8 protein-coding genes are annotated in these 13492 nt (G+C 45.1%); all 8 read left to right on the top strand.

Features of this window, described 5'->3' with window-relative positions:
- Positions 1–32 precede the first annotated feature (32 nt).
- Positions 33–698, top strand: a complete 666-nt coding sequence (locus ACRQ5D_RS16325) for a DUF3826 domain-containing protein (protein WP_091172329.1) — start codon at positions 33–35, stop codon at positions 696–698.
- 106 nt (positions 699–804) lie between these two features.
- Entirely contained in the window at positions 805–3990 is a 3186-nt protein-coding gene (locus ACRQ5D_RS16330) for a SusC/RagA family TonB-linked outer membrane protein (protein ID WP_091172327.1), read from the top strand.
- A gap of 12 nt (positions 3991–4002) precedes the next feature.
- Positions 4003–5811: a RagB/SusD family nutrient uptake outer membrane protein gene (locus ACRQ5D_RS16335; protein ID WP_432329544.1), complete on the top strand. Its 1809-nt coding sequence runs from the start codon at positions 4003–4005 to the stop codon at positions 5809–5811.
- A 62-nt stretch (positions 5812–5873) separates the two neighbouring features.
- The gene (locus ACRQ5D_RS16340; protein ID WP_091172323.1) at positions 5874–7535 is read left to right on the top strand and encodes a polysaccharide lyase; all 1662 of its coding nucleotides are present in this window, start codon (positions 5874–5876) and stop codon (positions 7533–7535) included.
- Positions 7536–7580: 45 nt separating this feature from the next.
- Complete coding sequence (locus tag ACRQ5D_RS16345; protein ID WP_432329546.1) at positions 7581–8639, top strand: hypothetical protein; 1059 nt, start codon at positions 7581–7583, stop codon at positions 8637–8639.
- A 2-nt stretch (positions 8640–8641) separates the two neighbouring features.
- Positions 8642–10702, top strand: a complete 2061-nt coding sequence (locus tag ACRQ5D_RS16350; RefSeq protein ID WP_431200006.1) for a DUF6298 domain-containing protein — start codon at positions 8642–8644, stop codon at positions 10700–10702.
- 176 nt (positions 10703–10878) lie between these two features.
- Complete coding sequence (locus ACRQ5D_RS16355) at positions 10879–11769, top strand: IS1595 family transposase (RefSeq protein ID WP_189549506.1); 891 nt, start codon at positions 10879–10881, stop codon at positions 11767–11769.
- 335 nt (positions 11770–12104) lie between these two features.
- Positions 12105–13490, top strand: coding sequence for a glycoside hydrolase family 140 protein (locus ACRQ5D_RS16360; RefSeq protein WP_432329548.1), 1386 nt, complete (start codon positions 12105–12107; stop codon positions 13488–13490).
- Positions 13491–13492 lie beyond the last annotated feature (2 nt).

Genomic DNA, 13492 nt, shown 5'->3' on the forward strand with positions numbered 1-13492 from the left:
AACTGTAAAGAATTTAACCAATTGAAACAACCATGAAGCACTTTAAATACATAGTGATATTGTTATTATCAGTTGCAGTCAGTGAGGCTTTCGCGCAGGCACCAGTGGATAACAACTACATAAAAGTTATAACCGAACGTTCAAACAAAATTGTTACAGGAGCAGGCATCACCGACTCGGTAAAATTTAAGAAAGTGCGTGATATTGTAGTTGCCCAGTACAGTGATTTGAACACCATTTATGATGCGCGTAAAGCAAAAGTAAATGATATTAAAACCCAGATGCCCGATGATAAAGCAGGTGCCAATGCCAAAATCGCCCTTGTAGATAGTAATGTGGCTAAGCAGGTTAAGGTTTTACATACCTTATATATCAATAAGCTGAATAAGGAATTAAGCGCTGATGAGGTTGATAAAATAAAAGACGGCATGACCTACCGCATTTATCCCATCACTTATACCGCTTACCAGGATGAAATACCTACCCTTACCGGGGAGCAAAAAGACAAAATTAAAGGATGGCTGCTGGAAGCGAGGGAGAATGCTATAGATGCCGAATCGGCAGAGAAAAAACATGCCTGGTTTGGGAAGTTTAAGGGCCGCATTAATAATTACCTATCCGCACAGGGCTACGATATGAAAAAGGAGGGTGAAGAGTGGCAAAAACGGATCAAAGAGCGGCAGGCAGCAAAACAATAATTTTTGAACTAACCTAAATATCCCGGTATCATGAAATAAGCTTTAGCCGGGCAAACCAATTATACTAATTAATTAACCTGATCATGAAAATTAAATTATCAAGTTTATGAGAAAACTTTTCCTCTTACTTTCGGTGTTGCTGTGCTTAGGCAGCGCGCTAAAAGCCCAGGACCGTAATATAACAGGTACGGTTACGGACGAAAAAGGTGCTCCCCTGCCAGGGGTTGCCATCCAGGTAAAGGGCAGTACAACAGGTACTATCACCAATGCCGATGGTAAATATTCAATTAAGGCTACTAACCTACAGGCCATTGTGGTTGGGGCTAAATTTCTTGGATACAACTACCAGGAAAAAACACTGAAGATTGGCGAAATGAATGCCGACTTTAAAATGGTACCATCACAAAATGCCCTCGATGAGGTTGTGGTAGTAGGTTACGGTACTCAAAAGAAGGTCCACTTAACAGGTGCTGTTGCCGCGGTGGATATGAAAACCATCCAGGATATCCCTACCACTAACCTTGCCGCCGCACTTCGCGGTACCAATGCCGCGGTAAGTGTTACCGGTGGTATTGCAAGACCGGGCCAAAGCGGAACCATCACTATCCGTAACCCAGTCTTTCTGGCAAAGAATGGTGGAAGTACAACACCATTGTACATTATTGATGGTGTACAACGTAGTGAAGCAGATTTCAACTTGCTTGATCAAAGTGAGGTGGAGAACATTTCGATATTGAAAGATGCTGCCGCTGCCATATACGGTATTTTAGGCGCGAATGGCGTTATCGTTGTAACAACCAAACGCGGCCAGGCCGGCGGGCCAAAGGTAAGCTTCAGTTCATCAGTAGGTATTGCCGATGCAATTCAGCTTCCTAAAATGATGTCGGGCTTTCAGATGGCTACTTATTTGAATGATATTGAGCAAACCAGGTATAACCACACCATAACACCCGAAGGTTATATCAACGGCGATTTAAGCAATAAAGACTTAAAATATTATACGCCGGATGAGCTTGAGTACTTTAAAAATAATAACCAAAATTTCCTGGAGCAGGCATTTAAACCGGCAGTAACCAGCAGGAACGCGTTGAGCATAACCGGTGGCAACGATAAGGTTACTTATTTCGCAGGCGCAAATTATGTAAACCAAAACTCCAACTTTAAAGGCGTAAACACTAACCGCTTTGGCTTCAGGGCCAGTGTCGACGCAAAAGTGGCGAAAGGTTTAAAACTGTCATTGTCATTGAGCGAAGATCTTGCCAAAAGCAAAATTTACTGGTATAAACTATCAAGTACCAGCGAAAGCCCGGATAACGACTTTCTGTCGCTTAACCAGGCACCACCATGGCAAAAATATTTTATCGACGGGCATCCTGTATATTTAGGAACTAGCAATAACGATAACCTTAACTTTTTTGCTGTTCAAAATTCTAACAACTACACAGGTAACAATAACACTGTATTTAATGGTTTAGCCAATTTGAGTTACGAAATTCCGGGTATTAGCGGCTTAACTGCCAATGTTAGCTACAACCGTAATCTTAATAATGCCTTTAACAAGCAATATGGCTCAACGTTTTATTACAACCAATATTCGGGCGAAGGCGACAATAACCATATTCCGGGAGGAACTGTGGTAGGCGTAAAAGCTATTAAAAATGGCGATAGGGTGCGCCTTACCCCTACAATGGCAGATAATTACCAGTTCAACGCCAACCTTACTTACCATAAACGTTTTGGGGCGCATGAAATTACTGCACTGGCTTTGTATGAGCAATATGAGTCATATAGTGAAGGTGTAGCTGCCGAAGCCGACGGTGTAATTGTAGGCGGAAAAGATAACCAAACGTTCACCATCGGCGATCAATCGTCAAACCAGGCTACATTGGTAAAAGAATATGGCCGTAAAGCTGTGGCAGGTAGGGTAAATTATGCCTACGCCGATAAATACCTGGTTGAATTGGCCATGAGGGCGGATGCCAATACCAACTTTGCACCGGGCCACCAGTGGGGATATTTCCCTTCGGCTTCAGCAGGCTGGGTGGTTTCAAAAGAAAACTTCTTTAAATCAGTAAGCTTTGTTGATCTTTTGAAATTCAGAGGTTCGGTAGGTTTGTTGGGTTCTGATAATACACCTTCATTCTTATACGCGGTTAACTACCAGTTTGGTACCGGCAACAAAGGCGGTGCTGTTTTCGGCGGCAATAGCGACAGGGGCCTCGGCGCACTGCTAAATATCGCTATCCCGAACGCTAATTTAACCTGGGACCATGACCTGAAAACAAACTACGGTTTAGATGCCGCTTTCCTGGGTAACCGCTTATCAGTTTCGGCCGATTATTTCTGGGAGCACCGCTATGATATGCTTGCATCGCTGAACACTTCAGTTCCTGTAACTATAGGCGCAGCGCCATCTGCCGAAAATTATGGTATTGTCAATACTTTCGGATACGAGATCTCTGTAAGCTGGAAAGACAAAATCGGTTCTAATTTTAGCTATAATTTTAGCCCGTTCTTTTCCTGGAGTGATAATAAATACATTAAATACGATATCGCTGCAGCGCAGGTGGGTACCATTCAGGATTTGACCGGTAAATCAAGCGATCAGGGAACACTGGGATACAAATCACTCGGTATTATCCGTACACAAGCCGATGCCGACGCGATCATTGCAGAAAGGGCCGCAGCAGCCGGTGGCGCGCAAAACGTTAAGATTTTTGGTTACGTACCTTCACCTGGTATGATCAATTACGTTGACAAAAACGGCGACGGTATTATCAAACAAAACGATCTCAACGACCAGTTTTATTTAGGTAAGAAATCATCAAACCACTACAATCTTGGTCTGAACTTTGGCGGTGCATATAAAACATTAAGCTTAAATGTGGTTATGGGAATGAGCTGGGGTGGTAACCAATCAATTGAGAGCGCGGCCATTAAACAAGCTACTGCCAACCAGAACAGGCCTGTATTCTGGGCCGATCACTGGACCCCATCTAATCCAAATGCCAAATATCCCGACCCTTATTACTCGGACGATGTGAGTGCTACAAGTGATTTTTGGTTTGTTAGCCCCTTCACCTGGAATATCTCCAGTGCTAACTTAAGCTATACCCTGCCCGCTTCCATCACAAAAAGGCTTGGAATGTCAAGCATAAGGGCGTATGTGGTAGCTACAAACCCAATCAACTTTGTAAACCCGTTCCCCGAACATTATCGTGATATTTCATCACCATTTGGGGCATATCCCAACTTACGCACAGTATCTTTTGGTTTAAACTTAGGCTTCTAAACTTTGAAAGACATGAAATTATTTAAAACCATATTTGCAGCTTTGATCGTATCAGCCCTGTTTACAAACTGTAAAAAAGTGCTTGATAAGGAAGATCTTACACACAGCACCCCCGGTCAGATTTTTAATGACTCAACGGTGGCTATTTTAAACATCAATTACCTGTATACAGCAAACCAGCCTGGCTGGTTTGGCGATACCGGCGGCGCTATTGGCAGCGGGGGCGACAAATGCGACGAATTTTACAGCGATAACGCATACGTAAAAGGCACGGTTACCATCGAAACTGTTGGTGACATCGGTACCTCGGTGAATATCAGCAATAACTACGGCCGGATCCGTAACATTAACCAAACCCTGCAGGACCTCGACGCCAGCACCTTGCCTGCCTCTACCAAAAACAGGTATAAAGCACAGGCTTATTTTTGGAGGGCTTTCAGGTATTTTGACCTGGTAAGGTTATATGGAGGTGTTCCATTGGTATTAAAACCGCTTGATGCTATTGGTCAGGACGCCAAAAACGCGGCGCTTTTGCCTCGTAACAAAACCTCAGAATGTTTTAAACAAATTGTGAGCGATCTGGACAGCTGTATAAAATATCTGCCCGCCAAATGGAGTGGCAGCGATTACGGTCGTATTTCATCGGCTGCTGCTGCTGCGTTTAAAGGAAGGGTGTTGCTAACGTATGCAAGTCCTCAGTTTAACCCCAGCAATGATGCGGCCCGCTGGCAAACAGCTGCTGATGCCAATGATAAGGCAATGCAGATATTGTCCGCTAATAACTACGGTTTAAACCCTTCGTATGACAATATGTGGTTTACCGAAAACAGCAGCAATCCGGAAGCAATTTTGATAACAGGTTTTAACACATCATCAACCGATCAAAACCAGAATAACAATACCTATGATAACGCGACTCGTCCGGCCTATTTAGGTACTAAAGGCGGTTCCAATCAACCTACATGGGATATTGTAAAATCATACCCGATGCTTGACGGAAAAGCACCAGGTACCTCCTTAAAGTATACATATGATGATGCAAAGTTTTTTGATAACCGCGATCCAAGGTTTAACAAAACTATTGCCTACAACGGTTGTAACTGGCCTATAAACGGCAATAGCTCTTATCGTCTGTGGACTTACTTTTATTACAATAAAGCGGATGGTTCCGGTGTTAAAACCACTGAACCGGCATCAGCAACAGGCTCAGGTTTCTACCTGCGCAAAGCTATTGACCCTAATGTCAGTGTGGCAAATACACCATATGTTGGTACAGATTGGATGGAGATCCGTTATGCCGAAGTTTTATTGAACCAGGCCGAATGTGCTGCCGCCTTAGGCAACGTAACTACCGGTTATACCAATATTGCCGCCATCAGGAAACGCGCGGGTATTGAAGCTGGTGCTGATAACCTTTACGGTTTAGATGCAGGCATGAGCCCTGATCAGATGATCAACGCTATCATGAATGAACGTAAAATTGAGTTTGCGTTTGAAGGTAAACGCTATTGGGACCTTCGCCGCCGTAAACTGCTCGAAAGCACATTGAATGGCTCAAAAAGAACAGGTTTGACAGTTACCCTTAATAACAACGCAAGCGGTAAAGATTATCTTACCGGTACAAGAGATGCTTTAGCAGCTGCATCATTGGATGCCTTGTACAGCTCATCTTTCACCGTTAAAACTAAAACCATGGATTCTTATAACATTGTGGTTCAGTCGGGCGATTACTTTTTCGGCATCCCTTCGGCGGCATTGTTAAATAATATCAATTTACAGCAAAATAACACCTGGGGTGGGCCGTTTGATCCGCTTCAATAATAAATTAATTGAACGATGGGTGCCTGCTAACCATTTAACAAAAGAATATTACGAATACAAATATGAAAAAACACACAGCTTTATTTTTAGTAGCAGCGGCATTGGGTTTAGCTAAACCGGCTTTTGCCCAATACCCTGAAGTGCCGGAGAAGGTTAAAGCAGAGAGTGAAGCTTTGATGAAAGAGGCTACCCGTCGTTCAGATTCAGCATGGGCGGTTGCCCTGCCCATTATCCAGGCCGATCAGCGCCGTGGCAAAGTATACGTACCATGGGCTGCACGCCCGACCGATTTGCCGCAGGCCAAGATCCCGGCTTTTCCGGGTGCCGAAGGTGGTGGTAAGTTTACCTTTGGCGGCCGTGGCGGTAAGGTGTATGTAGTTACCAGTTTGGCAGATAATGGCCCTGGTACTTTGCGTGAAGCTTGCGAAAAAGGCGGCGCGCGTATCGTGGTATTTAATGTTGCGGGCATTATCCGCATCAAAACACCAATTATCGTGAGGGCTCCGTATATTACTATTGAAGGCCAAACTGCTCCGGGTGATGGCGTTTGTATTGCAGGCGAATCATTTTGGGTTAATACACATGATGTTGTGATCCGTTATATGCGTTTCCGCCGCGGCGAAACCAATGTTGGCCGCCGTGATGATGCTTTGGGTGGCAACCCGGTGGGTAACATCATTGCCGATCACGTATCTGCAAGCTGGGGACTGGACGAAAACTTTTCGATGTACCGCCATATGTTTGATCCGGGTGATGGCTCGAAAGAAGAGAAGCTGGGTACCGTGAACATCACTATCCAAAACTGTATCTATTCAGAATCATTGGATTACTGGAACCACGCTTTCGGTTCAACAACAGGCGGCGAAAACAGCTCATTAATGCGTAACCTTTGGGCAGATAATACCGGTCGTAACCCATCTGTTGGCTGGAATGGCGTATACAACTTTGTAAACAATGTGGTATTTAACTGGCACCACCGCTCAATGGATGGCGGCGATTATACTACCAATTACAATGTGATCAATAACTACTTTAAACCTGGTCCTGTTACACCAAAAGATGAGCCCGTTGGTCACCGCATCCTGAAACCGGAATCGGGCAGGAGCAAGCTGAAAGAAAAAGTATTCGGTCGCGTTTATGCATCAGGTAACATTATGGAAGGTTATCCCGAAGTTACCAAAGATGCGTGGAACGGTGGCATCCAGGTTGAAGGCCCTGGTGGCAAAGAATTGCCTGACGCCGGTCAGTACAAGGATTACATGAAATCGGATGTTCCGTTCCCTATGCCTCCGATGACTATCCTATCGGCAAAGGATGCCTTTAAATTTGTTATCGCTAATGCCGGGGCAACATTGCCAAAACGCGATCCGGTTGATGTGCGCATCACCGAGCAGGTACGTACCGGTAAAATAACTTATAAAGAAATGAACACCGATACTGCTTACCAGTTTAAAGTGCGTAAATTACCTAAAGACTCGTACAAACTGGGCATCATCACTGCTCCATGGCAGGTTGGTGGCTATCCTGAATATAAAGGCACGCCTTACAAAGATTCGGACAATGACGGTTTGCCCGATAGTTGGGAAACAGCTCATGGCCTAAACCCTAAAGATGGTAACGACTCGGCCCTGCCTGCAAAAAATGGCGGTGGTTATACCAATATCGAAGTATATTTAAATACAGTAGCCGCTAAAGGCGAAAAGAAATTGGCTTCGTTAAAATAATAAAGACAGTATAATGCGGGGACTGAGGTTTACAAGGATTTATATTTGGGTTGGTTTAATGACTGGGGGGATGCTTTTGCATACCCCTTATTTGCACAGGATAAGAAAAAAGCCCCTAAACCACAACCACCTGTTGCAGCCGATAAAAACGGCAAACTAAACTACATTGCAGCGCCAAATGGCGACCGTATTCCTGATTACTCGTACTGCGGATATATGGCTTCTGAAAAGCCAATTCCATTTATACCTGTTAAAGTTGTAGTGCCCGTAAAAGTAGGCGATGCTACATTAAGGATCCAGGCCGCTTTAGATTATGTAGCCGGATTACCTGCCGATAAAGATGGTTTTCGTGGCGCAGTATTGCTTAACAAGGGTACATACCAGGTTAATGGTAGTCTCAAAATTAACGCATCCGGCGTTGTTTTGCGCGGTAGCGGCATGGGCGCCAACGGCACCACATTATTTGCAGCCGGTACCGACAGGGAAACCTTTATTCATGTTACCGGTAAAAATGACCGGCAAACATCCAAAGAACTTAAAATTACCGACGCCTATGTACCGGTAAATGCCAACACTTTGCACATTGCTGAAGGTGCAGGCCTAAAAATCGGCGACCTAGTGTTGATCCACCGCCCGAGCACACAGGCCTGGATCAGTACCATCAAAACCGATCACTTTGGTGGCGATTTAACAGCCCTGGCCTGGAAACCCGGCGAACGGGATATTTACTGGGACCGTAAGGTAACAGCAGTAGATGGCAATGCCATAACCCTTGACGCACCTTTAACAACAGCATTGGATACTGCATACGGCGGTGGTTTGATAGCCTCTTACCAATGGTCCGGCAGAATTGTGCAAGTGGGGATCGAAAACTTAAAACTGCAATCAGCTTACGATGCTTCAAACGCAAAAGATGAAGCCCACCGCTGGATGGCTATCACAATGGAAAATGTTAGCGATGCCTGGGTACGCCAGGTAACCTTTGAGCATTTTGCAGGTTCGGCAGTATTTGTTGGTGTTACCGGAAACCGGGTAACGGTTGAGGATTGTAAATCGCTCGCGCCTGTTTCAGAAATAGGGGGCAGCGCCGTAACACATTCCTGACTATGGGCGGGCAAAACCTTTTTCAGCGTTTATATTCCGAACAGGGCTTTCATGATTTTGCTACCGGGTATTGCGCGCCGGGGCCAAACGCTTTTGTTCAATGTATGGCGGTAGGTTCGCTGGGCTTTAGCGGTGGCATCGACAGTTGGGCCTCAGGCGTTTTGTTTGATATCGCCAATATCGATGGGCAGCCCTTAAGTTATATGAACCGGGGGCAGGACGGACAAGGTGCCGGATGGAGTGCGGCTAACAGTTTGTTTTGGAATTGTACCGCAGCCCGTGTGGATTGCTATCAGCCGCCAACTGCCCAAAACTGGGCTTTTGGTACCTGGGCACAATTCGCCGGCGACGGTTACTGGAGCACCTCCAACAGTACTATCAGCCCAAGAAGTTTTTATTATACACAGCTGGCTAACAGGTTGAATAAGGATGTAAGCAAACAAGCCGATATCCTGTATCCTGCCACCGAACCTTCAAGCAGCCCAACGGTTGAACAGGCAGCCGAATTAATGGCCGCCGCCCGCAAACCTGCTGTTACAATCAGTAACTGGATAGATCAATCGTCTAAAAGAAATGTTATCAATACAGAATCGGCTGGTGCCAAGACTATTGATGAAATAGGATATAAAAATGCTGCACCTACAGTATTAGCACCCAAAATGGTGGTTACCAACGGATGGTTAACCCGTGGTAATGTGGTATTAGCAGGCAGGCATTTTGAAACCCCATGGTGGAACGGTACTGTTCATCCCGATTATACAGAAACGGTGGCCAAACCAGCAATTTCCCGTTGGGTACCCGGCCAAACCGGCACCGGTTTAACGGATGATCTGAACGCGGTAACCGACTGGATGCAGAAAGGTAATATGGTAGTTTTTGAACATAACTACGGCTTGTGGTATGATCGCCGCCGCGATGATCACGAGCGTATCCGCCGGATGGACGGCGATGTTTGGGCTCCGTTTTATGAACTGCCTTTTGCCCGGAGCGGAAAAGAACTGGCCTACGACGGCTTAAGCAAATACGACCTGACCAAATACAATACCTGGTACTGGAATCGCCTGAAACAATTTGCTGACTTGGCCGATGAGAAAGGTTTGGTATTGGTTCACCAAAATTATTTTCAGCACAATATTATTGAGGCTGGGGCGCACTATACCGATTTTCCATGGCGCACGGCAAATAATATTAACGGCACCGGTTTCCCGGAGCCTGTACCTTATGCCGGCGACAAACGCCAGTTTATGGCTGAGCAGTTTTATGACGAAACCGACCCGGCAAGGCGTAAGCTTCACATTGCCTACATCAATAAATGTATGGACAACTTTGCAGGTAATACCGGGGTGATCCAACAGATTGGATCGGAATTTACCGGTCCGCTGCATTTCATGAAGTTTTGGGTAGAAACCATTAAGCAATGGGAAGCCACGCATAAAAAGAAACAGATTATCGCTTTAAGCGCTACAAAAGATGTGCAGGATGCTATCCTTGCCAACCCGGCAACGGCTACGGTTATTAACGTGATCGATATCCGTTACTGGTACTACCAGGCTAATGGAACGGCTTATGAACCCATCGGAGGTCAAAGCCTGGCCCCACGCCAGCAAGCACGGATCTTTAAACCAAAGGCGGCATCATTTGAGCAGGTTTACCGTGCGGTACATGAGTATCGTACCAAATACCCGGATAAAGCAGTATTATTTTCTGCCGATGATTACGACCGTTTTGGTTGGGCGGTATTTATTGCAGGCGGATCATTGCCGGTCCTTCCTGCCAATACCAATAAAGCTTTTTTAGCCGATGCAAGCGGTATGAAACCTGCCGAGCTGCCGGGTTCGCCTAAAGATCAATGGGGCTTAGTCTCATCAAAAGGATATATCGTTTATAGTAATGGCGGTGATATTCACCTTAATTTATCGGCTGGTGTCAATTACAAAGCACAATGGATCGACCCTAAAACTGGTGAGCTTTTGCCGGGTGAAGAAACGGTGAAAGGTGCTGGTAATACAGAAATAAAAGGACATGGGAACGGGGCTGCCATTTTGTGGTTGAACCGTAATTAAATAAAGGAATAAAAGGGGGCTTGCGCGATTCCCCTCTTGAGAGGGGCGGAGGGGTGTGTTTACAAAGCGGCAATGAATATTGACGAAACACACCTCTGCCAACGCTCAGCCCAACGCGCCCCCTCTTGAGAGTAATAGCCCATGAAAAGGCAGGAATAATTTGTATATTTATGATAATGAATATCATAGAGACGATTAAGCGTTTTCCAGATCAGTCCAGTTGCATAGACTATCTTGAAGGATTAAGATGGCAAGGATTGCCAGAATGCCCGTATTGCAACAGCAAACGGAGCAGCAAGCGCCAGGAAAGCCAACGGCATATTTGCAATAGCTGTAACCGCAGCTATAGCGTTTTGGTCGGCACTGTTTTCGAGGGCACCAAACTTCCTTTGCCGCAATGGTTTTTGGCTATTTCATTAATGCTGAATGCGAAAAAGGGGTTATCTGCACGTCAGTTAAGCAGGGATCTGGGATGCAATCGTAAGACAGGCTGGTATTTGCAGATGCGGATACGGGAAGCCATGCGGGACGGCGGGGATGGCGGTTTGTTTAAGGGTATTGTTGAGGTAGATGAGACTTATTTAGGTGGTAAAAAAGCCAATCACTCAAAGAAAAAGCGGCAGGAAAGGCGCGATAATAATTTGCAGGTCACCGGCATGCAGGATAAACAGCCCGTGATTGGGTTATTGGAGCGGGATGGCCGTCTAAAGCTTCAGGTCATAGATAAGGCACATGGGAAAACGCTCAAACCCATTGTTGAACAATCAGTGAGCACAGATGCTACTATTGTAACGGACGGCTTTGGTGGATATGCCGGTTTAAATAAAATATTCCGTGAACATCAGGTATTAAACAAGGAAAAAGAAGAGTATGCCCGGGGAGAGTATCACACCAATACGATTGAGGGCTTTTGGACATTGTTAAAACGGGGGATATATGGTCAATACCATAAAGTATCGCTCAGACATTTGCAATCATACCTGAATGAGTTCACATTTAAATATAACAATAGAGGCAATAACCAGGTGTTTAACTTTTTAATTAACAAAATGGCTACTGCCTCTTGATGGGCTATTACTCTCTCAAGAGGGGAGCTTTGGAAACCTCAGGACCCTCTCCGAGAGACCCTGAGGGGACGAAAAATGAATGGAATGTAAGCGTGGACGCTTACTTCGGTTATAGTTCAAGGGAAGGACGCTTGAACTGGTGATATTTTAATTAAAAGAAATTGTCATTTCGATAAAGCAGAGGGGTTGAGCGCAGGGGCGAAAGAGAAATCTTATACGGCATCCAGATTTGTAATGGATGTTGTAAAGTAGGGCGTATAAGATTTCTCCTCACGCAACCGCACATTCCCAATTGTCTGTCGAAATGACAGCCGGTTTTTGATTTTTACTATATTATGCTTAAAAAATCTATCATACTAATTGCCATAGCCTGTTTGTTCTTCGCATTTAAAAGCAATGAAACAACCATTCCGCGTTTAAGCATATCTACCAACCACCGCTATTTCATGGCCGGGCATAAGCCATTTTTTTGGCTGGGTGATACCGGCTGGTTACTGTTCTCTAAGCTGAAAAGGGAAGAGGCCGAGCAATACCTTGATGTCCGCAGCAAACAGGGTTTTAATGTGATTCAGGTAATGGTAGTGCACAGCATTAAAGAAACCAACGCCTACGGCGATTCAGCCTTAAGTAATAAAAATATCGCGTTACCAAAAACAACTCCCGGCAATACCTTTGGCAAAGGAAACGAATATGATTATTGGGACCATATTGATTGGATCATCACCAAAGCCGCCGAAAAAGGTTTATACGTAGCCCTGGTGCCGGTTTGGGGATCTGTTGTAAAAGAGAGTCATATCGGTGCGGAAAAGGCAAAAATTTACGCTGAGTTTTTAGCCAAAAGATACCGCGACAGTCCAAATGTGATCTGGATGAATGGCGGCGACATAGCAGGTTCTGATTCGTTGAATACCTGGAAGGCTATTGGTAATACTTTACATGATGTTGATGGCACACATCTGATAACTTACCATCCGCGCGGCCGCACACAATCATCAAAATGGTTTCATAATGAAAACTGGTTAAGCTTCAATTGCTTTCAATCCGGCCATCGTACTTATGCGCAGGATACTTCTAAAAAAGATTTAAGATACGGCGAAGATAACTGGCGTTATGTAGAAACAGACTATAATCTATCACCCATAAAACCAACGCTTGATGCGGAGCCATCGTATGAAAAAATCCCTTACGGATTACACGATACCAAGCTACCCTGTTGGGCAGCTGCCGATGTGAGGCGTTACGGCTACTGGTCGGTTTTTGCTGGAGGTTGCGGATATACGTATGGCGATAATGACGTGATGCAAATGCATAAGCCCACCGATAAAGACAGCGCTTATGGTTCCAAAGGATATTGGTATAATTCAATTAATGATCCGGGAGCAAAGCAGATGATTTATTTGAAAAAGCTGATGCTGTCACGCCCGTACCTTGATCGTGTACCTGATCAATCATTGATCGCCGGTAACAACGGCGTAAAGTACAACAGGCTGATCGCAACCCGCGGAAAAAGCTATGCTTTTGTTTATACCTATTCCGGCCGCGAGATCAATATCAACGCTGATAAACTGGAGGGCACGAAGCTGAAAGCATCATGGTTTAACCCGCGCAACGGGCAAACTACGGCTATCGGAACCTTCGCGAAAGCTAAAACAATAAAATTTAAGCCACCCGGCAAAGTATCAAATGGTAACGACTGGGTGCTCATTATTGACGCGATATAACA

It is taken from the genome of Mucilaginibacter sp. P25, assembly GCF_050859465.1.
Taxonomy (GTDB): domain Bacteria; phylum Bacteroidota; class Bacteroidia; order Sphingobacteriales; family Sphingobacteriaceae; genus Mucilaginibacter; species Mucilaginibacter gossypii.